25 protein-coding genes and 1 tRNA gene are annotated in these 24533 nt (G+C 67.7%); 18 read left to right on the plus strand and 8 right to left on the minus strand.

Going from position 1 to position 24533, the window contains the following annotated elements:
- Positions 1-200 precede the first annotated feature (200 nt).
- The gene (rpsA, locus tag WFH00_RS03580; protein ID WP_336659254.1) at positions 201-1649 is read left to right on the plus strand and encodes a 30S ribosomal protein S1; all 1449 of its coding nucleotides are present in this window, start codon (positions 201-203) and stop codon (positions 1647-1649) included.
- A gap of 237 nt (positions 1650-1886) precedes the next feature.
- Complete coding sequence (coaE, locus tag WFH00_RS03585; protein WP_336659255.1) at positions 1887-2492, plus strand: dephospho-CoA kinase; 606 nt, start codon at positions 1887-1889, stop codon at positions 2490-2492.
- On the opposite strand, the gene WFH00_RS03590 is transcribed toward coaE, so the two are convergent.
- On the minus strand, positions 2479-3090 hold the full coding sequence (locus WFH00_RS03590; protein ID WP_336659256.1) for a vitamin K epoxide reductase family protein: 612 nt from the start codon (positions 3088-3090) through the stop codon (positions 2479-2481). The genes coaE and WFH00_RS03590 overlap by 14 nt on opposite strands.
- 264 nt (positions 3091-3354) lie before the next feature.
- On the opposite strand from WFH00_RS03590, the gene WFH00_RS03595 reads away from it, so the two are divergent.
- The 11 genes from WFH00_RS03595 (at position 3355) to WFH00_RS03645 (ending at position 13688) form a co-directional block, all read left to right on the plus strand.
- A complete protein-coding gene (locus WFH00_RS03595) occupies positions 3355-6036 on the plus strand; it encodes an Rne/Rng family ribonuclease (protein WP_442918797.1) in 2682 nt (893 codons plus the stop codon).
- A 146-nt stretch (positions 6037-6182) separates the two neighbouring features.
- On the plus strand, positions 6183-6491 hold the full coding sequence (gene rplU, locus WFH00_RS03600; RefSeq protein WP_336659258.1) for a 50S ribosomal protein L21: 309 nt from the start codon (positions 6183-6185) through the stop codon (positions 6489-6491).
- Positions 6492-6519: 28 nt separating this feature from the next.
- Entirely contained in the window at positions 6520-6774 is a 255-nt protein-coding gene (rpmA, locus tag WFH00_RS03605) for a 50S ribosomal protein L27 (RefSeq protein WP_336659259.1), read from the plus strand.
- A gap of 69 nt (positions 6775-6843) precedes the next feature.
- Positions 6844-8349: a GTPase ObgE gene (obgE, locus tag WFH00_RS03610; RefSeq protein ID WP_336659260.1), complete on the plus strand. Its 1506-nt coding sequence runs from the start codon at positions 6844-6846 to the stop codon at positions 8347-8349.
- Positions 8346-9128, plus strand: a complete 783-nt coding sequence (gene proB / locus WFH00_RS03615; protein ID WP_336659261.1) for a glutamate 5-kinase — start codon at positions 8346-8348, stop codon at positions 9126-9128. The genes obgE and proB overlap by 4 nt, the downstream gene beginning before the upstream one ends.
- A gap of 50 nt (positions 9129-9178) precedes the next feature.
- Complete coding sequence (locus WFH00_RS03620) at positions 9179-10432, plus strand: glutamate-5-semialdehyde dehydrogenase (protein ID WP_336659262.1); 1254 nt, start codon at positions 9179-9181, stop codon at positions 10430-10432.
- A 57-nt stretch (positions 10433-10489) separates the two neighbouring features.
- Positions 10490-10708, plus strand: a complete 219-nt coding sequence (locus WFH00_RS03625) for a hypothetical protein (protein ID WP_336659263.1) — start codon at positions 10490-10492, stop codon at positions 10706-10708.
- 14 nt (positions 10709-10722) lie between these two features.
- Complete coding sequence (gene nadD / locus WFH00_RS03630) at positions 10723-11319, plus strand: nicotinate-nucleotide adenylyltransferase (protein ID WP_336659265.1); 597 nt, start codon at positions 10723-10725, stop codon at positions 11317-11319.
- Entirely contained in the window at positions 11319-13076 is a 1758-nt protein-coding gene (locus tag WFH00_RS03635; RefSeq protein WP_336659266.1) for a hypothetical protein, read from the plus strand. Before nadD ends, WFH00_RS03635 begins: the two co-directional genes overlap by 1 nt.
- 65 nt (positions 13077-13141) lie before the next feature.
- Positions 13142-13522: a ribosome silencing factor gene (rsfS, locus tag WFH00_RS03640; RefSeq protein ID WP_336659267.1), complete on the plus strand. Its 381-nt coding sequence runs from the start codon at positions 13142-13144 to the stop codon at positions 13520-13522.
- A 90-nt stretch (positions 13523-13612) separates the two neighbouring features.
- Positions 13613-13688, plus strand: a tRNA-Ala gene (locus tag WFH00_RS03645).
- 236 nt (positions 13689-13924) lie between these two features.
- On the opposite strand, the gene WFH00_RS03650 is transcribed toward WFH00_RS03645, so the two are convergent.
- Positions 13925-14578 carry a hypothetical protein gene (locus WFH00_RS03650; RefSeq protein WP_336659268.1) on the minus strand — a complete coding sequence of 218 codons (654 nt, stop codon included), beginning with the start codon at positions 14576-14578 and terminating at the stop codon, positions 13925-13927.
- A gap of 135 nt (positions 14579-14713) precedes the next feature.
- Here WFH00_RS03650 and WFH00_RS03655 point away from each other — a divergent pair, with 135 nt between their 5' ends.
- The 5 genes from WFH00_RS03655 (at position 14714) to WFH00_RS03675 (ending at position 18471) form a co-directional block, all read left to right on the plus strand.
- Entirely contained in the window at positions 14714-15307 is a 594-nt protein-coding gene (locus WFH00_RS03655) for a TetR/AcrR family transcriptional regulator (protein WP_336659270.1), read from the plus strand.
- 116 nt (positions 15308-15423) lie between these two features.
- Positions 15424-15849, plus strand: coding sequence for a DUF1801 domain-containing protein (locus tag WFH00_RS03660; RefSeq protein ID WP_336659271.1), 426 nt, complete (start codon positions 15424-15426; stop codon positions 15847-15849).
- A 68-nt stretch (positions 15850-15917) separates the two neighbouring features.
- Positions 15918-16496, plus strand: coding sequence for a dihydrofolate reductase family protein (locus WFH00_RS03665; protein ID WP_336659272.1), 579 nt, complete (start codon positions 15918-15920; stop codon positions 16494-16496).
- Positions 16497-17011: 515 nt separating this feature from the next.
- On the plus strand, positions 17012-17569 hold the full coding sequence (locus WFH00_RS03670; RefSeq protein WP_336659273.1) for an alpha/beta hydrolase: 558 nt from the start codon (positions 17012-17014) through the stop codon (positions 17567-17569).
- Between the two features lie 257 nt (positions 17570-17826).
- On the plus strand, positions 17827-18471 hold the full coding sequence (locus WFH00_RS03675) for a dihydrofolate reductase family protein (RefSeq protein WP_336659274.1): 645 nt from the start codon (positions 17827-17829) through the stop codon (positions 18469-18471).
- Between the two features lie 35 nt (positions 18472-18506).
- Here the strand turns inward: WFH00_RS03675 and WFH00_RS03680 are convergent, their stop codons facing one another.
- The 6 genes from WFH00_RS03680 to WFH00_RS03705 form a co-directional block, all read right to left on the minus strand.
- The gene (locus WFH00_RS03680) at positions 18507-19673 is read right to left on the minus strand and encodes an MFS transporter (RefSeq protein WP_336659275.1); all 1167 of its coding nucleotides are present in this window, start codon (positions 19671-19673) and stop codon (positions 18507-18509) included.
- A gap of 310 nt (positions 19674-19983) precedes the next feature.
- A complete protein-coding gene (locus WFH00_RS03685) occupies positions 19984-20859 on the minus strand; it encodes a metal ABC transporter permease (RefSeq protein WP_336659276.1) in 876 nt (291 codons plus the stop codon).
- On the minus strand, positions 20856-21689 hold the full coding sequence (locus tag WFH00_RS03690) for a metal ABC transporter ATP-binding protein (RefSeq protein ID WP_336659277.1): 834 nt from the start codon (positions 21687-21689) through the stop codon (positions 20856-20858). The genes WFH00_RS03685 and WFH00_RS03690 overlap by 4 nt, the downstream gene beginning before the upstream one ends.
- Positions 21686-22738, minus strand: a complete 1053-nt coding sequence (locus WFH00_RS03695; RefSeq protein ID WP_336659278.1) for a metal ABC transporter substrate-binding protein — start codon at positions 22736-22738, stop codon at positions 21686-21688. Before WFH00_RS03695 ends, WFH00_RS03690 begins: the two co-directional genes overlap by 4 nt.
- Positions 22739-23053: 315 nt before the next feature.
- A complete protein-coding gene (pdxY, locus tag WFH00_RS03700) occupies positions 23054-23905 on the minus strand; it encodes a pyridoxal kinase PdxY (RefSeq protein WP_336659279.1) in 852 nt (283 codons plus the stop codon).
- Between the two features lie 74 nt (positions 23906-23979).
- Positions 23980-24465: a pyridoxamine 5'-phosphate oxidase family protein gene (locus WFH00_RS03705; RefSeq protein ID WP_336659281.1), complete on the minus strand. Its 486-nt coding sequence runs from the start codon at positions 24463-24465 to the stop codon at positions 23980-23982.
- Positions 24466-24533 lie beyond the last annotated feature (68 nt).

Below are 24533 nucleotides of genomic sequence, written 5' to 3' on the forward strand. Positions count from 1 at the left end.
TGCCCGCGCCTGCACGCATTCCGCTGCGCGACACGCCCGGGCTCTCGGCTTGAGATTTGCTGAATCGCCGGGGTAGCATAGATCGTCACAACTGTGGCGACTCAACCATGTCCACACGTGGAGTCGCGCCCCTCATCGGCCTTGAGCCTCATGCTGTGCGCCTCCGCCTGAATATTCTGTCCATTCTGGAGACCAATTACATGACGAACGCAACGACCGAACGCAAGCAGGTCGCCGTAAACGATATCGGCTCAGCCGACGACTTCCTTGCAGCGGTCGAAAAGACCATTAAGTCCTTCAACGACGGAGACCTCATCGAGGGCACCGTCGTGAAGATTGACCGCGACGAGGTGCTCCTCGACGTCGGGTTCAAGACCGAGGGTGTCATCCCCTCGCGCGAGCTGTCCATCAAGCATGACGTGAACCCCGATGAGGTCGTCGAGGTTGGCGATTCCGTTGAGGCGCTCGTGCTCCAGAAAGAGGACAAAGAGGGTCGCCTGATCCTGTCGAAGAAGCGTGCTCAGTACGAGCGTGCTTGGGGCGACGTGGAGAAGATCAAGGAGAACGAGGGTGTCGTCACCGGCACCGTTATCGAGGTCGTCAAGGGCGGCCTCATCGTGGACATCGGGCTCCGCGGCTTCCTCCCCGCTTCGCTCATCGAGCTGCGCCGCGTGCGCGATCTCACGCCGTACCTCGGCCAGGAGATCGAGGCGAAGATCCTCGAGCTCGACAAGAATCGCAACAACGTGGTGCTCTCGCGTCGCGCGCTCCTCGAGGAGACGCAGTCGGCGACCCGCTCCTCGTTCCTCGCGGAGCTCAAGCCCGGCCAGGTGCGCAAGGGCGTCATCTCGTCGATCGTCAACTTCGGTGCGTTCGTCGACCTGGGTGGCGTGGACGGCCTCGTGCACGTTTCCGAGCTCTCCTGGAAGCACATCGAGCACGCCTCTGACGTCGTCGAGGTCGGCCAGGAAGTCACCGTCGAGGTGCTGTCGGTCGAGCTCGATCGCGAGCGCGTCTCGCTGTCGCTGAAGGCGACGCAGGAGGACCCGTGGCAGGTCTTCGCCCGCACCCACGCGATCGGCCAGATCGCACCGGGCGTTGTCACCAAGCTCGTTCCGTTCGGTGCGTTCGTGCGCGTCGCAGACGGCATCGAGGGCCTCGTGCACATCTCGGAGCTGTCGGGTCAGCACGTCGAGCTCGCTGAGCAGGTCGTTCAGGCCGGCCAGGAGGTCTTCGTCAAGATCATCGACATCGATCTCGATCGCCGCCGCATCTCGCTCAGCCTCAAGCAGGCGAACGACGGCGTCGACCCCGAGGGCACCGAGTTCGATCCCGCGCTCTACGGCATGACCACGGAGTACGACGAGAACGGCGAGTACAAGTACCCCGAGGGCTTCGATCCCGAGACTCAGGAGTGGAAGGAAGGCTTCGAGTCACAGCGCGAGAAGTGGGAGCAGGAGTACGCTGCTGCCCAGGAGCGCTGGGAGGCTCACAAGAAGCAGGTCGCCGCGATGCTCGCAGAGGCTGCCGCAGCGCCGGCCGCCGAGGCTTCGGCCTCGTCGAGCTTCTCGAGCGATTCGGCTTCGGCCGGCGCTCTCGCCGACGACGCAGCACTCGCTGCGCTGAAGGCTCAGCTCGAGGGCAACTAACCCTCACTCGTTCGCAGGCCCGGTTCTCATTGCGAGAGCCGGGCCTTCGGCGTTTCTGGGCCAAATGCGGCTGACGTCGCCGATCGCTGCCCCCCGGGACTCAGCGATGGGACGCAAGTGGCCGCTTCGACCTGGCCGATACGGCCACTCGCGTCGTATGGGTGCAAATGCGGAGCGCGCGATTGCGTGGCCGCGCCCCGGAGGCGAGACCACGCGCCCGGCGATAAGCTGATGCCCATGCAACTGATCGCGCTGACGGGCGGAATTGCCTCCGGGAAATCGACGATCGGACGGCGGTTCGAAGCGCGCGGGGCGAGGCGGATCGACGCCGACCAGCTCGCGCGCGACGCGGTCGCACCGGGCTCACCAGGTCTGGAACGCGTCATTTCGACGTTCGGCGAGGAGCTGCGGCTCGTGGACGGTTCGCTCGATCGCGCGGCGCTCGGCTCCCGGGTGTTCGGGGACGCCGCGGCTCTCGCGCAGCTGAACGCGATCGTGCACCCCGAGGTGCGTCGTCTCTTCGCCGAGCGGGTGGAAGCGGCGCGCGCGGTCGATCCTGAATCGATCGTGGTCTATGAGATCCCGCTGCTCGTCGAGACCGATGCTCGGGATGAACAGTGGGATCTCATCGTCGTCGCGGAGGCGGATATCGAGGCCCGCGTTGCGCGCATGATGACCCTGCGCGGTATGACGGAGGACGATGCTCGGGCGCGCATTCTGCGCCAGGCGAGCAACGAGGAGCGTCGCCAAATTGCGGACGTCGTAATCGACACGTCAGGCAGCGAGGCTGAAACCCTCGAGCAGGTGGATCAGCTGTGGGAGCGCCTCGTTACCCGCGGCTGAACTCCGCGAGCCAGTCGAGTCGCATCTGCGCGAGGAACGCGATAACGGCGAAGGTCACGAGTATGACGACCCAGCTCCACGAGTACAGCTTCTCGAAAAGGCGCCGAGCGCCGGCTGCGAGCGGAATATCCCCGACCGCGTAGGCGCGGAAGAACGTCACCCACCAGAGCGGGATCGTCGCCGACCACACGATCATGCACCACGGGCAGAGCGAGCCGATGACGAACACACTCTGCGCGAAGAGCCAGCACACAAAGACGAACGCGACGAGCAGGCCCGCCTGGTAGAGCGCCCAGAACCACGCGGAGAATCGAGCACCCGCGAGGAGCGCTACGCCCACGGCGATCGGTGCCACGAACCCAGCAACGCCGAGAACGGTGTTGCTGAAGCCGAGCAGCGATCCCTGCCACGAAGCCATGTTCGGCGAGCACGTCACGAGGATGCTCACGGAGCAGTTCGGCACGTAATCCGGGTTCTGCAGCGTCTTGATGTACTCGGTGAGCAGTTCGAACGAGGCGAACCAGCCCACGAGACCCGCGACGATGGTGAACACGGCGAATGCGACTGGCCGTGTCCGGTCGCGGGTGTCGATACTCATACAGCGATCGTACTGGCGCTGCCTGCGAGATCGGCCGCTCAGTTCCGCTCGGCCGCCGTCGTGACATAATGGAGGGGTACGGCGCGCCGCAGCGGCGAAACGTGCGCACAGTCTTTTGATGGTCGTGAGACCCTCACCGGTCGAAGAAGGCCGAGCGCGGACGCACGGCGTTCGCGGAGAACAGGATTCGCGGGTCACACCGCACGAGGAACGACCCCGGGGGGAGTACCGCTTCTGCTCGGGGCAGAGGAGACACCAGCAATGGTGAAGGACAATACAGCAGAAGAGATCACAGCTGATCAGAGCGGCGAGGCCGAGGCGCAAGCTGAGAACGGCCTGACGGAAGCTCGCGTCGAAGCTGCAGCGAACACCGAAGCCGCGCATGAACGCGCGGAACGCAGTGCGGACGCAGCGTCCGAGGCGAGCCCCGACGCCGAAGCGGCTCGCGCCGACGAGGCTCCTGCGGATGCAGAGGCTGCCACGGAATCGGTGGCGGCTGCAGCAGCGTCCACAGAACCCGTGACCGCGGACGCGGGCGACCAGGAAGCGACCCCCTCGGCCGAATCCTCGACCGTCGCCGCCGAGAAGAAGCCCCCGCTGCTGCTCCCGCTCGCGGATATGACGCCGGAGGAGCGCTTCCGCGCCACGACGCGCCTGATCTTCCTGGCGCCCGACGTGCCGCCCGTGCCTCCGCGCCCCCGCCGCTCGGAACTCCACCGCACAGAACCGCATCGCTCGGAGCTGCGCCAGCTCGACGATCTGCTCGACGAGCGCTTCTCGCGCGAGGATGCGCGAGGCGCTCGAGATCACGACCGTTACTCCCGCGACGACGCGGCAGAGGATCGGGACGCCCGTTCGAGCCAGCGACGGAATCGTCGCCGGGGCGGTGCCGACTACGAAGAGGACGAGGCGCCTCGCCGCGCGCCGCGCCAGGCCCCCGTGATCACGGAGCCCCAGAAGGTCAAGGGATCCACCCGCCTCGAAGCCAAGAAGCAGCGCCGCCGCGACGGTCGCGATGCCGGCCGTCGTCGGGTCGTCATCACGGAGTCGGAGTTTCTCGCCCGCCGCGAGGCCGTCGACCGCGAGATGATCGTGCGCACCACCGCCGACCGCGTGCAGATCGGCGTGCTCGAAGACAAGGTGCTCGTGGAGCACTACGTCGCGCGCTCGAGCGAGAACTCGCTCATCGGCAACGTGTACCTCGGCCGCGTGCAGAACGTGCTGCCGAGCATGGAGGCGGCGTTCGTCGACATCGGCCGCGGCCGCAACGCGGTGCTCTACTCGGGCGAGGTCGACTGGTCGGAATTCGAGGGCGGCAACGCCGCACGACGCATCGAGAACGCGCTCAAGCCGGGCGACCACGTGCTCGTGCAGGTGACGAAGGATCCCGTCGGGCACAAGGGCGCCCGTCTCACGAGCCAAATCTCGCTGCCGGGGCGCTTCCTCGTGTACGTGCCCGGCGGCGCCATGAATGGCATCTCGCGCAAGCTCCCCGACACGGAACGCGCGCGCCTCAAGAAGATCCTCAAGGAGGTGCTGCCGAGCGGTGCGGGCGTCATCGTGCGCACGGCGGCCGAGGGCGCGAGCGAGGATCAGCTCACCCACGACGTGCAGCGCCTCACCCGCCAGTGGGAGTCGATTCAGCAGCGCGTCGCGAAGGGCGGCGGCCCCGTGCTGCTGCACTCGGAGCCCGACATGCTCATCAAGATCGTGCGGGACGTCTTCAACGAGGACTTCCACCGCCTCACGATCGCGGGTGCCGACACCTACGAGACGATCGAGCGCTACCTCTCGCAGGTGGCCCCGGATCTGCTCGAGCGCGTCGAGCGCTACGAGGTCGAGCGCGACATCTTCGACGAGTACCGGGTCACGGAGCAGATCGCGAAGGCGCTCGACCGCAAGGTCTGGCTGCCGTCGGGCGGATCGCTGGTCATCGACCGCACTGAGGCGATGACGGTGGTCGACGTGAACACCGGCAAGTTCGTCGGCTCGGGAGGCAACCTCGAGGAGACCGTCACCAAAAACAACCTGGAGGCGGCCGAGGAGATCGTGCGGCAGCTGCGGCTGCGCGACATCGGCGGCATCATCGTGGTCGACTTCATCGACATGGTGCTCGAGTCGAACCGCGACCTCGTGCTGCGCCGCATGGTCGAGTGCCTGAGCCGCGACCGCACGAAGCACCAGGTTGCCGAGGTCACCTCGCTCGGCCTCGTGCAGATGACGCGCAAGAAGCTCGGCCTCGGCCTCCTGGAGTCGTTCAGCGAGCCCTGCGACGTGTGCGCCGGGCGCGGCCTGATCGTGCACCACGAGCCGGTCACCAAGCACCACCGCTCCGACGCTCCTTCCCGCGGGTCGAAGCGCGGGAAGAACGGCGGGCAGCAGAACGGACACTCTGCGAGCTCGTCGCACACGGAGCACAAGGCGCAGACGCACGCGATCACCGACGGCGCGAAAAACATGATCGCGCAGATCGCGGCTTCGACGCTGCACGCGACGAAGGCGGAGGCGGGGGAGGGCCACGCCGAGAGCGAGGCGCCCGCAGCGCTCGACGGCGCGGTGCGCGAAGCGCGCGGTGAGGATCGGGCTGAGCGAGTGCAGACCGGTCGTGTGCAGAGCCGCGAGCCCCGGTCGGGTCGTGCCCAGCGCACCGAGCGCGAAGCGCCGGCACTCCTCGACTCCGTGCTCGACGCGCTGCCCGAGGCGCCCGCGGCCGGAAACGGACGCGCGCGCAATCGGCGCGTGAGCACGGCGCAGCTCAGCTCCTCGGAGTCGGCGCGCTCCGCCGAGCCTGCACAGGTGGGAACCGCGGCATCGCAGCAGCGAGATCGTGGCGCGGCAGATCCGCACACCGAAGCACCGTCGGTCGACCCGAAGCAAGCGGCACAGCTCGCGCTCGCGGAGGCCCTCGACCTGACGGTGAAGCGCCGCCAGGCTGAGCGAGAGTGACACGCGGGGCGCCTATTTGACCAAAATCGGTGCTTCGAGATAATATTGACCGTTGGTGCTGCTCTTTTGGTGCAGCGAACTCAGGCTTCGAACGCGGCGGCGCTGCGCTTCGACACGGAAGACGATCCTCGAGAAAAGGGTATGAAGTGGTTTACGCAGTAGTGCGCACAAGCGGACGTCAGGAAAAGGTCGAGGTTGGCTCGATCATCACGGTCAACCGTGTCGCGGGTGACGCTGAGGGCAAGCTCGAGCTTCCCGCGGTGCTCGTCGTCGATGGCGACCAGGTGACCACCGACGCTGCGGCGCTCGCCAAGGTCAAGGTGACCGCCGAGGTCCTCAACGACCTTCGCGGCCCGAAGATCGTTATCCAGCGGTACAAGAACAAGACCGGTTACAAGAGCCGCCAGGGGCACCGTCAGGATCTGACGCGCCTCAAGGTCACCGGCATCAAGTAATCGCCTCGGACACAAGGAGTAGAGACTCATGGCACATAAGAAGGGCGCCAGCTCCACCCGTAACGGTCGCGATTCGAACGCACAGCGCCTCGGCGTGAAGCGCTTCGGCGGTCAGCAGGTGGGCGCGGGCGAGATCATCGTTCGTCAGCGCGGCACGCACTTCCACCCCGGCGCCAACGTCGGCCGTGGTGGCGACGACACGCTGTTCGCTCTCGCAGCGGGCGCGGTCGAGTTCGGCGCGAAGGGCGGCCGCAAGGTCGTCAACATCGTGACGGCCGCCTAACTTCAGGCAGTCAACGGCGAGGCGGGCTTCGGCTCGCCTTTTGCCGTATCTAGGGCAGGGAAATTCACAATGGTCACGTTCGTCGATCGGGTGCAAGTGCACCTCCAGTCGGGCCGCGGCGGCAACGGCTGCGTGTCAATCCGTCGCGAGAAGTTCAAGCCGCTTGCCGGCCCCGATGGGGGAGCCGGTGGTCACGGTGGCGACGTCGTGTTCCTTGCCGACCCGCAGGTGACGACCCTGCTCGAGTACCACCGTCGGCCGCACCGGGCCGCTGAGAACGGCGGCTATGGCGCCGGAGATTACCGCGCCGGCACGAACGGGGCGGAGTTGCTGCTCCCGGTTCCTGTCGGCACCGTGATCAAGGACGAGTCGGGGGAGACGCTCGCCGATCTCACCGAGCCCGGCACGCGCTACGTCGCGGCGAAGGGCGGCGTGGGCGGCCTCGGCAACCACGCGCTCGCGAGCTCGAAGCGCAAGGCTCCGGGCTTCGCCCTGCTCGGCACCGAGGGCTGGGAGGGGTCGCTGACCCTCGAGCTCAAGACGATCGCTGACGTAGCGCTCGTCGGGTACCCGTCCGCCGGCAAGTCGAGCCTGATCGCCGCGATGAGCGCGGCCAAACCGAAGATCGCGGACTACCCGTTCACCACGCTCCACCCGAATCTCGGCGTCGTGCAGGTCGATGAGCACCGGTTCACTGTCGCCGACGTGCCGGGCCTCATCGAGGGCGCGAGCGAGGGCAAGGGGCTCGGCCTCGACTTCCTGCGACACGTCGAGCGGTGCAGCGGTCTGCTGCACGTGCTCGACTGCGCAACCCTCGAACCGGGCCGCGATCCGCTCTCCGATCTCGAGGTGATCAAAGCGGAGCTCGCCGCATACCCGGTGCCCGAGGGGCAGACCCCGCTGCTCGAGCGCCCGCAGCTCGTCGCGCTCAACAAGATCGACGTGCCCGAGGCTCGCGAGCTCGCCGACTTCGTGCGCCCCGAGCTCGAGGCGCAGGGCTACCGCGTGTTCGAGATCTCGACGGTCTCGCACGAGGGACTGCGCGAGCTGGGCTTCGCGCTCGCGGAGCTCGTCGAGGCCGAGCGGCAGCGTCGACTCGAGGAGGCGCCGGCGCCCGAGCGCATCGTGCTGCAGCCGAAGGCCGTGAACGACAGCGGCTTCCGCGTCGTGCGGGAGGGCGGCAGCTACGGCACGCTCTACCGGATCCTCGGGGCGAAGCCGGAGCGCTGGGTCGCGCAGACCGACTTCACGAACGACGAGGCCGTCGGTTACCTCGCCGACCGCCTGCAGAAGATTGGCATCGAGGACGCGCTCGTGAAGGCGGGCGCCGTCGCGGGTTCGACCGTGGTGATCGGCCCGGGATCCGGTGTCGTGTTCGACTGGGAGCCCACGGTGACGAGTGCTGCCGAGGTGCAAATGGGCGCGCGCGGCACAGACCTGCGCGTCGACCAGAATGGCCGTCGCACGAACAAGGAGCGCCGCGTCGACTACCACGGCCTCATGGATGCGAAGGCGGAGGCCCGGGCGGAGCTCGAGCGCGAGCGCCAGGCGGGAATGTGGGAGGACGAATCGTGAGCCGGGGCGCCGAGCTTCTCGCGGCGCGGCGCGTCGTCGTCAAGGTCGGTTCCTCCTCGGTGAGCGGCGATAATTCGTCGCAGATCCCCGATCTCGTCGCCTCCCTCGCACGGCTGCACGCGGCCGGCGCGCAGGTGATCCTCGTCTCGAGTGGCGCGATCGCGACCGGAGTGCCGTTCCTGCAGCTCGAAGAACGGCCCGAAGACCTCGCGACCCAGCAGGCCGCTGCCGCGGTCGGGCAGAACATTCTGGTGAACCGCTACCAGCGTGCGCTCACCACCCACGAGATCATCGCGGGGCAGGTGCTGCTCACCGCTCACGACATGGAGAATCCGACGCACCGCGGCAATGCGCGGCGGGCGATCGAACGGCTGCTGCAGCTCGGCATTCTGCCGATCATCAACGAGAACGACACGGTCGCGACCCACGAGATCCGCTTCGGTGACAACGACCGGCTTGCGGCGCTGGTCGCGCGGCTCGTGGGTGCGGATCAGCTCGTGCTGCTCTCGGACGTCGACGCGCTGTACACGGCGCCGCCGATGATGGCGGGGGCCGAGCGCATCGCGGAGGTGGCGTACGGCGACCCCCTCGTCGGCATCGAGATCGGCGCGAGTCAGTCGGGCTGGGGCACCGGCGGCGCGGCGACGAAGGTGCAGGCAGCGCGTCTGGCCGCGGACGCCGGCACGACCGTGCTGCTGACCGAGACGCGGCTCATCGCTGCGGTGCTCGAGGGTGCGGATCACGGCACGCGCTTCGCGGCGCGGCCGTCCGAGGCGTAGCAAGGGACATTCGTTCGGAAGTGTCGGTGGCACCGAGTAGTCTGATTTCTATGGCTGCTCCCGATGCTTTCCTGGAACGTCTCGACCTTGCGCGCACGGCCGCGCGCTCGCTCGCGAATGCGACGACAGCGAGCAAGAACGCCGCGCTCGAAGCGATCGCGGTGGCGCTCGAGGGTGCGGTTCCCGAGATCGTCGAGGCGAATGCACGAGATCTCGCGAACGGCGAGCGCAACAATATCGGCTCGGGGCTGTTGGATCGCCTGAGGCTCGACGAGGCCCGCGTTCTGGGGCTGGCGGCCGCGGTGCGCGAGCTCATCGCGCTGCCCGACCCGATCGGCCAGGTCGTGCGGGGGAGCACCCTCGCGAACGGCATCGGCATCAGCCAGGTGCGTGTGCCCTTCGGCGTGATCGGCGCGATCTATGAGGCCCGTCCGAACGTAACGGTCGATATCGCGGCGCTCGCGCTGAAGAGCGGAAACGGGGTGGTGCTGCGCGGTGGCAGCGCCGCGGAGCACACGAACGAGGTGCTGGTCGGGCTGATTCAGCGCGCAGTTTCCGAGGCGGGCCTCGCCGGGGACGCGGTGCAGACGATCGATCCGTTCGGGCGGGAGGGCGCCGCGCGGCTCATGCGCGCTCGCGGTTACGTCGACGTGCTGATCCCGCGCGGGAGTGCCGGGCTGATTTCGACCGTCGTCAATGAATCGACCGTGCCGGTGATCGAAACGGGCTCGGGCATCGTGCACGTGTTTGTCGATGCCACGGCGGACGGCGACATGGCTGAGTCGATCGTGCTCAATGCGAAGACGCACCGCCCGAGCGTGTGCAACGCGGCGGAGACGCTGCTCGTGCACCGAGATGCTGCGGAGCGGCTGCTGCCTCGGCTCGTCGAGGCGCTACGCGCATCGGAGGTCGACGTGCAAGGCGACGAGGAGGTCCGCGGGTTCGTTTCGGGGCTCACCGCCGCCGACGATGAGACCTGGGCCACGGAGCACCTTGCACTCGAAATGGGCGTGCGCATCGTCGACTCTCTTGATGAGGCGCTCGCGCACATCGAGCGCTACTCGACCCGTCACACCGAGGCGATCGTGACGGCCGACTACGCGAATGCGGAGCGGTTCCTCGCCGAGGTGGACTCGGCGGTCGTGATGGTGAACGCGTCGACGCGATTCACCGACGGCGGTGAGTTCGGCTTCGGAGCCGAGGTGGGCATCTCGACTCAGAAGCTGCACGCTCGCGGGCCGATGGGCCTGGCCGAACTCACGAGCACGAAGTGGCTCGTGCGGGGCGCTGGACAGATCCGCTGATCAAAACCGATACACTGGTTCGAGTATCACCCAATCGTCATGAATGCAGGGGAACCCATGTCACTTCTTGCCACGATCGCAGCTGCCGCCGAAGAGGGGCACCACGTCGTCAATGAGCTGCCGATGCCGCCCGTGCTCTACGGCATCATCGTCTTCGGTATCTTCGTGGTTTTCGCTGGCGTGGTGTTCTCGTTCCGTGACGTGGCGAACCGCCACGCAGCCAAGGCAGAGGCCTACGCTCGTCAGCACGGTTCAGAGACGCCGACGCACCACTAAGCGAGCACGCCGACGTGTCGAACCCGCGTCGGATCGGGGTGATGGGTGGCACCTTCGATCCCATTCATCACGGCCACTTGGTCGCCGCAAGCGAGGTAGCGCAGAGCTTCGACCTTGACGAGGTCATCTTCGTGCCCACGGGTCGCCCGTGGCAGAAGCAGCGCGTCTCACTGAGCGAGCACCGGTATCTGATGACGGTGATCGCGACCGCTTCGAACCCGCGGTTCACGGTGAGCCGGGTGGACATCGACCGCGAAGGACCGACGTATACGGTCGATACGCTGCGCGACCTGCACCAGCAGTTTCCGGATGACGAACTCTTCTTCATATCGGGCGCAGACGCGGTCGAGCAGATCCTCGGGTGGAAGGACGCCGACCGGCTTTGGGACTTCGCGCACTTCATCGCGGTGTCACGACCGGGGCATGAGCTATCGCTTTCGGGATTGTCGTCGGAACACGTAAGCTTGTTGGAAGTTCCCGCGCTGGCGATCTCGTCGACGGACTGTCGGGCACGAGTCGCCCGAGGGTTCCCGGTGTGGTACCTCGTCCCTGACGGTGTGGTGCAGTACATTGCGAAGCACGGGCTATACACCGAGGAAGCGACAAAGTAATGAGTGAGCACGACGAGCAACCGCCGCTGAGCCGCCGCGAACGGCGAATGCGCGAGCTGGCGGAAACGGGCGCCATCGACGTCGGCGACCTCTCGGCCGAGTCTACCGACGCGTCGACTCAGGCGTCGCAGGATGCTGCCGGAACTGCTGCGGTCGACGCGTCAGAGTTCGACATTGAGATTTCGCCCGTTCGCGAGGATGGGACGCCCCGGAGTCGCCGCGAGATGCGCGAGCTTCGCGAAGCGGCGATCGTTCAGCTGCTGGCTCAGCGTACGGCCGAGCAGGGGGAAGTTCCCGCGGACCCTGAGACCGGAAGCATCGAAGCGCTGATGGCCGAGCCGCTGCCTCCCGCCGCAGCCGCGGATCTGACTGCTGCGGAGCGCGCGGAGGTCGTTACTGGGGAGGTCGTCGAGCCCGCCCCCGAAGCGGCTCCTGCGGTACCTGCAGTGGTAGAAGCTCCGGTGGTCGGTAGCGAAGCTGCGCCGGTGCAGGAGGCGACGCCCGCAGAAGAAGCACAGGCGCAGTCAGGCGTGCCCGCTGGGGCTTCCGCTGAACCCGACTTCGACACTCTGATCGCCCCGCCGACCGAGCCGTTCACGGTCGAGGAACTGCGGGAGGCCGAAGCCCCGGGGGAGAACGCTCAGGTCGGCGGAAGTGACGTGCCCGAGGCGGCTCAGCCTGGAGAAGCGCAGGAACCCGCCGCGGTTCCCGTCGAGGAGATCCCGGCTGTGCCGGTGGAGATGGTTCCCGAGGTCCCGGCCGCAGAGCCGTCGGCTGCTGCAGGCGCGCCGGTCGCTGAGACCGTTGCCGCTCCCGAGCCCGCTGCAACTCCCGAGCCCGCTGCGGAAGCGGTCACTGAGGTTCCTGTCGTCGAGGCTCCGGTAGCGGATTCCTCTGCCGCGGAGCGGGCAGCAGTGCCCGAGGCGGTGCAGGCCGCCGAGGTGATCCCTCCCGCTGCTGTTTCGGAGGAGAACTCGGCTGATCATGCTGCCGCGGAGCCCGCAGTTTCGGAGTCGGTTGCCGCCGAGGCTGCCGTCGCCGAACCCGCTGCTGCTGATCCTGCACCCGCCGAGCCTGCCGCCGCGCAGCCCGAAACCACGGTGCTGCCCACCGCCCCGGCCGAGGTGGCGCCGAGCGCCGAAGCGTCGGGTGCTGAAGCGCAGCCCGCTTCGGAGTCATCGAACCCGTCGCAGAAGTCGAGCTACTCCTTCCCCGACATTGCTCCTCCCGAGGAGTGGCGCTCCGTATTCGATGACCCGAGTTCGCGTCAGTTCCCGCAGGCCGGTACTGCCGGCCCGAGCGGTGACTTCGACGACCTGATTTCACGTGCGGTGGCCCAGGAGGGGTCGACCAACACCACGGGGTCGTCCGCGCTGATTCTCCCGTCGATGCCCGAGGACACCGGCGGGCTCACGGGCCCGCTCGGTGCGACCGGCGATCTCTACGTCACCGGATCGCTGCACCTCCCGAAATCGCTGGGCGAAACGGGCGGGCACTCGGCGATTCACGATTCGATCGAGATGGACCCGATCACCGGCGACCCGATGACCGAGTCGCAGGCCGAGCACGGCGGGCCGGTACCCGTTTCTGCGAGGCACGCCGTGAGTGCGCGTGTAGACTCAAGCGTTCCCGTGGTTGCAAAGCCGGCGCGGGAGAAGAGCAAGCTGCCGCTCATTCTTTCGATCACCGGCGGTGGCCTGGTCGTCGTCGTGGTCGGTCTCGGTATCTGGGGCGCGACCAATGGATTTTTCGGCTGATCTCCAGCCTCAATTGTGAGTACGAAGGAACTGAACTGAACGTCGCAACGAACGACATCCGCAACGTGCGAGATGATCTGCAGGTCGCGGTCCGCGCGGCCGACGAAAAGGGTGCCACGGCTCCCGTCGCACTCGAAGTCACCGAGCAATTCGGGCTCTCGGACGTGTTCCTGATCGTGAGCGGATCGGTGGAGCGCAACGTGCAGGCGATCTCCGACGGGGTCGAGGACGCACTGAACGCGGCCGGCGTGCGCACGGTGCGCCGCGAGGGCCGCGAGAGCGGCCGCTGGGTGCTGCTCGACTTCGGCGACCTCATCGTGCACGTGTTTCATCACGAGGATCGCGATTACTATCAGCTCGAGAAGCTCTGGCAGGATGCGCCGCTCATCGACACCCAGTCGATGCTGCCGCAGCCGCAGAATCAGGATCCCGCGAGCGACTCGTGAGACGCGCCCGGGGGAGCCTGATTTGGTTCACTCCGGGTCACGTGATGTAGAGTAGAGGAGTTGTCGGGCGAGCATTCGTCCGACTTCCACGGGTCTATGGCGCAGCTGGTAGCGCACCTGCATGGCATGCAGGGGGTCAGGGGTTCGAGTCCCCTTAGATCCACCATTTCAAATGTACGCGGACAACCGACTTTGGTCGTGCTAGTCGTTGCCAAGAGGTCGACGATGGGCTGAATGAGTCGATCGTCGCCTTTTTTGGGTTCTCTCCGAGATTTCGGTGTACCACCAGTTCAGAAGGCTGCGATTCCGTGGGTACTTTTCGTAGTGCTCAGTCCATTGTCCCGTACCGATGGTGCGAGGGCGGATAATCGCGCTCGAGGCTGAGTCTGGTCGTGCCGCGGGCTAGAGGTGGCGTCGCACCTCGTCGAGGAAGCCCTGCGGATCATCGGTCCAGATGCAGACCGTCGAGACGGTGTGGCGCCCGCCCTTCGGCGGTTCGCCGGGAAGCGTGACCGGGCGTGGTCCCTCCAGCGTGATTTCGATATTCGTTTCGGTGAGGATCGGGAGCACGAGAAACGCGCTGCCGTCGACGTCGAGGATCCGCTCCTTCGACTCGAAGGTGTGCTTTCGCACCGCGACGGAGCGAACGTCATCCCACGGGAAGCGAATATCGAGATCCAGGCCGTTTCGGATCTCGATTCCCCGTCCGCTCACGGCATGAGGTCGCATGTAGTACCCGCACAGCAGGCCGAACATCCACACGAGCCCCCAGATGCTGACGGCGAGGCAGATCACTCTCACGACGAACCAGCGATTCACGATGAGATCGAGGATGACCAACTCGACGGCGGATAGGCCGATAAAGATCCAGAGGATCGTGAGTACCGGCGCGTGGAAGTGAAAGCCCTTTCCGTCAGCGGGCACATCGGGGCGGCGGCGTAGCGCGAGTCCGAGGTTCCGGTAGATGATCTTCTCGATCCGGCCGGCCCGTGCCACGAGCGCGAAAGCTCGCGAAGCACGCGACCGCGGTTCGGTGCCAGCGGGAGCCTCGGGCATCGGCGGCGTCCTCTCCTGCTTTCCAAGGGGGCTCGCGAGCCCACCCCGCGACACCCAGCGCGTCGCATTGCACTCGTAATATAAACGCATCAATCATGCTTTGTCAATACGACCGCAATGTGAAACGATGGCGGTATGCCGAAGCGGGTGGACCACGAGGAACGTCGGGCGCACATAGCGAGCGCGCTGCTTCGAGTGATCTCGCGGGACGGACTTGAAGCCGTGAGTCTTCGCCATGTCGCGAGCGAGGCCGGAGTGACGGTCGGGATGGTGCAGCACTACTTCGCGTCGAAGGCGGAGATGATGCACTTCGCGATGCGCACGGTCAGCGCACGGTACGAGGAGCGAGTGACAGCGAGGCTCGCCGCGCTCGGTGAGCACCCGTCGCCGCAGCGGGTGTTGGAGACGCTGCTCGGCATGCTGATTCCGGAGGGTGACAGCGAGGGAGCAGACGGGCAGGTCGGTCTCGCGTTTCAGGCCTATGCGGCGAGCCACGCGGAGGCCGCTCTCTCGCTCGAGGAGGGGAACGAGGCTTTGCGCGGGCACATTGCAGGGATCATCCGGGCCGCAGGTAACGAGGTCGATCCGGGGGCGGCTCACGCTGCCGGGACCGGTCTGCTGGCTGCAGCGGAGGGGCTCGGGGTGCACGTGCTGAGCAGCGGTCTCCCGGAGCGGGAGGCCCGAGAGTCGCTCGCGCACCTCATCTCCTTGGTGCTGACGGAACGGTAGGGCGTGGCAGTGCGCTCCCGCAATAGAGCGCGACAGCGCAGTAGAGCGCGACGGCGCGTGTGAGCCGACACAGGGGAGGGGGTGCGCTGCCGCATCTCCCGCGCGATACTGAGTGCATGGCAGAAGCGAAGACTCAGCCGACCGACGCTGACGTCGACGCCTTTCTCGCGGCAGCGACGCCCGTGAAACGCCGCATCGACGGGAAGGCTCTGGCCCGAATTTTCCGCGAGGTGACGGGAGCGGATCCGGTGATGTGGGGGCCATCCATCGTCGGGTATGGCGCCTATCGCTACGTCTCGCCGGCGAATCCGCGCACGCGGGGCACCTGGCCCAAGGTCGGCTTTTCCCCGCGCAAGGCGCAGTTGTCGATCTACGGGCTCAAGGACCTTCCCGAGGGCGCGGAGCTGCTCCCGAGGCTCGGCACCTACACGGAGGGCGCGGGCTGCGTGTACGTGAGAAAGCTCGAGGACATCGATCTCGACGTGCTCCGCCGTCTCATTGCGATCGCCTGGTCACGCGGTGAAGATCCGCACCCCGCGTAAGCCGCCCGCTCATCGACGAGGCTCGCGGCAGCCCCGAGACGTGTCGCAGCCAACGCAGAAAGGCACACATGAGGAAGCTCACCATCATCGAGCACATCTCGCTTGACGGCGTGATTCAGCACTCCGTCGACGAGGAGTTTCGCTACGAGGGGTGGTTCGTGCCCTTCATGAGTCCCGAGGGCGGTGCCGCCGTGCTCGCTGCGCAGGGGGAGCACTTCGACCTGCTGCTCGCGCGCCGCACCTATGACGAGTGGTCATCCTCGTGGGGGCAGGCGCCGTCGAGCCCGCTCGCCGACCTCTTCGACGCGGCGACGAAGTACGTCGTCACGCACCGCCGCGACGACCTCGCGTGGGGCCCCGCCGAAGCTGTCGGAGCCGACGTCATTGCCTCGGTTCGAGCGCTCCTCGCAGAGGCCGGCCCCGACCTCGTCGTTTGGGGCAGCTCGAGTCTGACCTCGCTACTCCTCGAGCATGGACTCGTCGATGAGCTCACCCTCATCACCTACCCGGTGCTGCTCGGCGTCGGAAAGCGTCTCTTCGCGCCGGGCACGCCCGCCTTGGCGCTCGAGCCCGTGCAGACGACGAGCACGACGACCGGCGTCGTCATCTCCACGTACCGCGTGCACGGTCCGGTTGCAGCGGTGTAGGTGAAGCGCCTGGGGCCGCACGGAAGGACGACCCGCCGCGATGGCACAGATCACATGTCGGCGCCACGCGCGGCGCGATCCGCTCGCCAAAGGGCCCCAAGCGCACGACTGCCTCGGCTCATCAGGAGCGGTTGCGGAGGACGGTGAGCAGGGGATACTGTCGTGGCTACCGCACACGAAGCAGAGGAGGTGAGACCCGTGAACGAATCGACATGGGTGCTCCTCGGAGGAGTTTCGGTCGGGTGAGAGGTCGCCCGGGAGCGCCGCCCGAAAGCAGTATTCCCGAAAGGCACGCCATGAACTTCACCTCTGAACAACACCTCGACGACGGAACCGTTGAACGCACTTTTACCCTGAACGGTGTCCCCGGCATCTTGTGGACGCCGCGAACTGCATCCCCACTCGCGCCGGTGCCAGTCGTCCTCATGGGACAGCCCGGCGGAATCGGAATGCAGCGTATGCATCCCCGCCTGGTCGCGAGAGCGCGCAGCGTAGCCACGGAGGGGATGGCGGCGGTGTGTATTGAACTGCCCGGCGCTGGTGAACGGCCACGGATCCCGGGCGCGGCGGAAGCGCGCGATGATCTCACGCGAGCGATCTCGGCAGGGGAGCGGCCGAGCGAGGACGTCATCGACAGACTCGTGCTTCCGCTGGTCGATCAGGCGGCGCCCGAGTGGCAGTCGACGCTTGACGCGGTGCTGACGCTGCCCGAGATCGGAGATCGGGTGGGGATCTCGGGAGGGCTGATCGCTCTGAGCGTCCGCATGGCCGCAGTGGACCCGCGCATCGTGGCGGCTGGACTGTTCGCGGGCAGCTATGTGCCGCAGTCAATCATTGAGCAGGCGCGCGAAGTCACCATCCCGGTGCACATGCTCCTGCAGTGGGACGACGAGGGCAACGATCGGCAACTCGCGCTCGATCTCTTCAACGCGTTCGCGTCAACGGAGAAGACGCTGTACGCCAATATGGGCGGCCACACCGGCGTCCCCTCGTTCGCGGCTCAGGACGCCGCCCGCTTCTTTTCCCGGCACCTGACACCGGTCGCGGAAGAGGCAACGTCCGCGCCGGGCTGATTCGGCGCAACTGCGGCGGTCGGTGGCCGGAGCGCCGCAAGCCGAGGGAACGCGCCACGCTACTCTCATACGCGAAAGCGGGTGGCCGGTGTCTGAGTCCTCTCGAGACCCCGATGCGGCGCTGTGTATCGCGCGGGATACTGGGTGCAGGGCAGAAGTGAATGCCCCAGCCGACCGACGCTGATGTTGGCGCAGTTCTTGCCCCGGCGACGCTCGCGAAGCGCCGCATCCCGCCGGACACTTCGAAGGAGAAGCATATGCCCCGATCGCGAGTACACAACCTCCTCATCTCCCTCGACGGATTTTCGGCGGGGCACCGCGTCACCCTCGAAACCCCCTTCGGTGGAGCTGAGGCGCTGATCCCGTTCTTTGACGGCCGCGTCATCGACGGAGTCGGCGGGCTCCCGGACGCGGTGCATGCGGATCACGCGTTCTTCAGCATGTGGGGGCAAGGGATCGGCGCGGAGATCATGGGGCGGCGCAAGTTCGGCCCGCACACCGGCGAGTGGCTCGACGACGGCTGGGACGGTTGGTGGGGTGACGCGCCGCCGTTCCTCACGCCGACCTTCATACTGACGCACTACCCCCGCGACAGCATCGAATTTGAGAACGGCACCAGCTTCCACTTCATCGACGCATCCCCGGCGGAAGCGCTGCGGCGCGCGGAGGAGGCCGCTGAGGGGAAGGATGTGCGGATCGGCGGCGGGCCGTCGACCGTCAACGCTTTCCTCCGTGATGACCTGATCGACTTCATGCACATCGTCGTCGTGCCCATCGTGCTCGGCTCAGGGGTCAGCGTGTGGCAGGGCCTCGACGGACTTGAGGGCCGCTTTGATATCGAGTCGGTGACGACGGGCAGCGGACTCACGCACCAGCTGTGGAACCGAGTGCCCCGCGACTGACGGTCCGCGACCGGCGGCGGATCGCGGTTAGGTGCTCACTCGCTGCTGCTGTCGCGGTCGCGCGCGGGGATCAGCGGGATTGAGATGAGGGGCGCGAGTGCGACGGCGGCGAGCGCGAGGGGGAACCCGGCGAGGGTAACGAGTGCGCCGATGCCGGGGCCGACGGCTGAGGCCGCGATGAATTGCCCCGTGTTCTGCAGGCCGAGCGCGCGCCCCGACCAGCCTGGCCCGGCAGCCTCGGCGACCGACGTGAACGCGAGCCCGTTGTCGGCGACGCTGATGGTGGTGGCGACGATGAAGAGCACCGCCGCCAGGGCGTCCCAGTGCAACGCGGCGCTCGCCGCCAGCGCGACCATCGCAGCGACGCCCGCGAGTGCGACCCAGCGCAGCACGCGGACGCGGCTGCCCACGCGATCGCTGAGATGGCCGACGCCGATCCGCCCGAGCGCCCCGATGAACTGCGCGGCGGCGATCACCGCGCCGGCCCACGCCTCGCTCCACCCGAGCCCCACGCTGAGCCACACGATTCCGAAGATCGACAGCGTGAACTGCGGGACCACGAGCAGCACCGACAGCACATGGATGCGTGCGAGGAAGCCGTCGCGCCGGTAGGGGTTCGCCGTAGGGGCGAGCGAGGTGCCCCCGGCCGCGGCGGGAGCGGACCGCGGAGGATTCTCGATGCCGAGGAGCGCCGCGATCGCGAGGACGCCCGTCGCGGCGGCGACGATGAACAGCGGGGCGGCGACACCGTATGCGGCGGCCATGGGCGGCACGATGAGCGCGGCAGCGGCGACGCCGAGCGGCTGCGACATTTGGCGGATTCCCATCGCGAGCCCCCGCCGGTGACGCGGGAACCATCCCACGACCACGCGCCCGCTCGCCGCGTTGGTGCTCGCCGCGGCCGCTCCACCCGCGGCCAGGAGTGCGGCGAGCCACACGAAGTCGTTCGTGAAGGCAGCTGCGAGCGCGGCGAGAGCGGAGAGGGCGGAACCGGTTGCTATGACGCCGCGTTCGCCCCACCGGTCGGCGGCGGCGCCCCAGGCGACGAGCGTCAGCACCATGCCGAAGGTGGGGGCTGAGGCGAGCAGGCCTCCCTGGGTGAGGGAAACGCCCTGCTGCGTGTGGAGGAGCACGATGAGGTACGCGGGCGTCGAGACGAGCAGCGTGCCGGCCGCTTGAGCAGCGACACCGATCGCAAGCATGCGCCATGCTTTGCGCGGGGTGGCCGGGAGCGTCGGGTGAGCAGGGCGTGCGGTGGACGATGCGGGCGTGGATGCGGGCGGCAGAGTACTCATGGGGCTCTCTTCGTGTGTACGGTACCCATCGAGACTAGCGACCGCGTGGAGACGTCGGCGCTGCGCGGGTGCCTGCTTCTTGGCAGACCCGTGCGCTCGGGTGGCAGTTTGGTGCAGTGTCCCGGCTGGTAACGCACCAAACTGTTCTCGGAAGCGATCCGGTCAGCGCAACTCCGCTCGGCCCGCCGGAAAGGCCCGCCCGAAAGGCGCGCCGCAACTACCGCGCGTGCACCTCGCGTCCCCGCCGCGCCCGTCGGGCAATCGCTCGCGTGAGGAGGCCCTGCCGCGGGCTCAGGAGATACACGAGCGTGAAGGCGGCGCCCTGCACGAGGATGACGAGGCCGCCGGAGGACGCGTCGAACCAGTAGCTCAGCAGGATCCCGGTCACGGAACACGCCACCGAGAGCACCGGCGCGATCACCAGCATGCGCGTGAAGCGGTCGGTGAGGAGGTAGGCGGTCGCTCCCGGAATGATGAGCATCGCGACCACGAGGATCACGCCGACGACCTGCAGCGCCACGACGGAGGTGAGCGCGATGAGGCCGAGGAGCACCGCCCCGAGGAGGCGCGGGTTCAGCCCGATCGCGTGGGCGTGCGTGGGGTCGAACGCCCACAGCGTGAGATCCCGCCGCTTCAGTAGGAGCACGACGGCCGCGATAGTCGCGAGCACACCGATCTGCAGCAGATCGCCGTTCGAGACACCGAGAATGTTGCCGAACACGATGTGGCTCAGATCCGTCTGGCTCGGCGTCACCGAGATCAGCACGAGCCCGAGCGCGAAGAGCGTGGTGAAGACGATGCCGATCGCCGCGTCCTCCTTCACGCGGCTCGTGTTGCGGATCCCCCCGATGAGCGCGACCGAGAGGAACCCGAACACGAGCGCGCCCAGGGCGAAGGGCGCCCCCACGACGTACGCGAGCACCACGCCCGGCAGCACGGCGTGCGAGACGGCGTCACCCATGAGCGACCACCCCGTCAGCACGAGCCAGCAGGAGAGCAACGCGCAGACCGCAGCGGCGATCGCGGTCGTTACGAGCGCGCGCGCCATGAACTCGTACTGCAGCGGCTCGAGGAACAGGTCGATGGGGTTCATGCGCGCTGCTCCGCTTCCGGGCTCGACTTTGGCTGTGGCGCGATGGCCCCTGCTTGCTGCCGAGCATCGGCTGCGGGCGCATGCGCCTCCGCGTCACGCAGTTCGGGATCGCCGAGCACGAACGCCTGCGCGATCCGCGGGGGAGTGAGCGCCTCTGCGACCGGCCCGTGGAAGAGTACCCGCCGCAGCAGTAGCGCGGCGTCGTCCGCGAGCTCGGGGAGCGCGTGGAGGTCATGCGTCGACACCAGCACCGTGTGCCCGGAGGAGGCGAGCTCGCGAAGCAGACGGACGATCGTCGCCTCGCTGCGCTTGTCGACTCCGGCGAAGGGCTCGTCGAGGAGCAGAATCTCCGCTTCCTGCGCGATGCAGCGCGCGACGAACGCGCGCTTCTTTTGCCCGCCCGAGAGCTGCCCGATCTGGCGATCCGCGAGATCGGTGAGCTCGACCCGGGCGAGGGCGTGCTCGACGGCGTGCCGATCCGCCGCGCCCGCCCGCCTGGTGATGCCGAGCTTGCCGTACCGCCCCATCATCACGACCTCGCGCACGGAGACGGGGAATGCCCAGTCCACGTCCTCGCTCTGCGGCACGTACGCGACGAGACCGCGGGCCCGCGCCTCGGCGGGAGGAAGACCGGCGAGCTGCGCCGATCCCTGCTCGGGGGTCAGCGTGCCCATGATGGTCTTGAAGAGCGTGGACTTGCCCGAGCCGTTCATGCCGATGAGCCCCGTGATCCGCCCCGCCGAGACGTCGAGGGAGGCGCCGTCGAGCGCGAGGACGTCGCCGTAGCGCACGGTCACGCCCTGCACGGAGATGGCGGGGGAGGCAGTCATGATGCGGGGCGCCCTTCTGAGAGGCCGGCGACGATCGTGTCGATGTCGTGCGAGAGGAGGTCGAGATACGTCGGTACGGGACCGTCGGGCAGTGAGAGCGAGTCGACGTAGAGCGTGCCGCCGAACGCGGCGTCCGTGCTCTCGACCACCTGCCGCATCGGGCGGTCAGACACCGTGGACTCGCAGAAGACGGCAGGGACCTCTCGCTCGCGCACGAAGTCGATCGTCCCGGCGATCTGCTGCGGCGTCGCCTGCTGCTCCGCGTTGACGGGCCAGATGTAGCGCTCGGTGAGGCCGGCGTCCCGGGCCAGGTACGAGAAGGCACCCTCGCAGGTGACGAGGGCGCGGTGGTTTTCGGGAAGCGCGTCGACCGCTTCGGTCAGGCGCTCCGCGAGTGCGTCGAGCTGCTCGCGGTACGCGGCCGCGTTGGCCTCGTAGTCGGACGCGTGTTCGGGGTCGAGCTTGGTGAAGGCCGCCTGGATGTTGTCGACGTAGATCGCGGCGTTCGCGGGGCTCATCCACGCATGCGGGTTCGTCGCGTGGGCGGGGTCGGTCGTGTCGCCCTCAGAGGCGGCAGCGTCGGCCGCGCTCGTGCTGGCCGCATTGCCTGCTTTGCCCGCGTCGTTCTCGCCTGAGATTGCGATCGGGATCGGCTCGACGCCCTCCGAGAGCACCACGTGCCGCACGTCGGTCTGCTCCACGAAGCGCGCGAACCAGGCTTCGAGGCCGAGACCATTGTCGAGGATGAGATCGGCCTCCGACGCTCGGGCGACATCGAGCGGCGTGGGCTCGTACCCGTGGATCTCGGCGCCGGCCTTCGTGATCGAACGCACGGCAAGGTGATCTCCCGCGACCGCGCGGGCCATGTCTGCGATCACCGTGAAGGTGGTGAGCACCACGGGGGCATGAGGCGATGCGTTCGCGGGGTCTGCGGTCCAGGCATCGCGCGCCGGGGCGCAGCCGACGGTGAGGAGCAGGGTGGCCGTCGCGAGTGCGGCAGGAATGGCGCGCGTGCGTCGTACACGCGTTCCGTGCTTTCGCGCGTTCATGGCCCTCCTCGCTGCGCTCGCCGCAGGGAGTCGGGTGGTGTGTCGACCACCCGAACCCCATTGTTCGACATGCCGAACTTTGCTTCGATGGTAGCGCAGCGCTCGGGCGCGGTGCCACCCGGGTGCGCGTTTTTGGAACACTCTTCGTGATCCTGCTCGGCTCCCCGCGCTGTGCCGTGTTCCGCTTCATCGAGTGGACGCGAGTGGCCGCTTCGCGTGCTTGAAGCGGCCACTCGCGTCGCATGGATGAAGAGGCGGGGCGAGGGGCGCGTACAGCCCCGGACACCGGGGCGCGGGCGGGTAGCGCGGCGGCGTTTAGCGCACCTGCTGCGCCGAGAAGCGCAAGTTCGGGTGCGCGTAGTCCTCCTGCGATTCGACGAGCAGCAACTCCCGCGACCCGGCGGCGTGCGTGCGCTCGAGCAACGAATAGACGCTGGCGGTGGTGCGCTCGAGCGCAGCGGCGGCATCGCCTGACGAGGCGAAGTGCGCCGTGAAGAGCGCCGCCGTGACATCGCCGGAACCGTTGATCTTCACCGGGATGCGGGGGGTCTCGATGAGCCAGGCCCCGCCCTCCGTCACGGCGAGCATCTCGATCACGTCGTCCGGGCGTTCGGGCCGGTTGACGCTCGTCACGAGCACGGTGCGCGGGCCGAGCGCCCGCGCTCGATCGACGGAGGCGAGGGTCGACTCGAGGGTGTCGGGCTGCGTGCCCGTGACAAAGCCGAGCTCGAACTGATTCGGCGTGATGAGGTCGGCATGCGGCACCACTCGGTCGCGAATCAAGTTTTGCACCTCGGGGGAGACGTGGCACCCCGACTGGGCGTTCCCCAGCACCGGGTCGCAGGCGTAGATCGCACGCGGGTTGATCCGCCGCACTCGATCGACCGCGTCGAGAATCGCGTCACCGAGGCTGTCGCCACCCTGGTATCCCGAGAGCACCGCGTCGACGCCCTCCAGTCCGCCGCGCTCCTCGATGCCGGTGACCACCTCGCGCACATCATCGCCCGTGAGCATCGGCCCGCGCCAGGCGCCGTAGCCGGTGTGGTTCGAGAACATGACGGTCGAGACCGGCATGACCTCCACACCGATCCGCTGAAGTGGAAAGACAGCGGCGGAATTGCCGACGTGGCCGTACGAGACTGAGGACTGAATCGAGAGGATACGCATGCTCAGATCCTGTCACTGGTCCGGCGGGTGGTCCACTTTTTGCGCTCGCAAGTGAACCACCGCCCTCGCCACCCCTACAGCTCGACCGTTCCCGCTTTACCCGGACCCTCCTGGCCGGTCACCTTCGCAGCCGCCATCTTGACCGCCGCCATCACCTTGCCGCCCGGCACGCCCCAGTACTGCGCGGACTCGCCCGAGACGCGGAGGAGCCCGAGGTTCGGATCCTCCAGCCCGCCGTCGAAGTACGCGTCGACCTGCCCGTCCCAGAGCTCGGCCGCCTTCGCCCGGTCCTCCACGAACTCGGCCTTGCCGGCGACGGAGAGCCAGCTGCCGGTCTCGGCGAACGCGAGGTTCACCTGCGGGTTCGCGCGGATCGCATCGGCCTGGTCGCCCTGCAGCCCGATGAAGAACCACACCTCGCCCGTGTCCGTGACCTCCTGCGGCGTCATCGGGTGCGACACGATCTTGCCCTCGGCGGTCGCGGTCGACATCATCACGAAGCGCTCCTCGCGCATCAGCTCGATGACGGTCTCGGGGGTCAGCTGGGTCTCGGTGCTCATGGGTGCTCCTTACGCAGTGCAGTGGGCGCGGGGTGCGCCCCGGGGTGTGACTTGTGCGGCGCCCGCTC

It is taken from the genome of Leucobacter sp. USHLN153, from assembly GCF_037145615.1.
Taxonomy (GTDB): Bacteria; Actinomycetota; Actinomycetes; order Actinomycetales; family Microbacteriaceae; genus Leucobacter.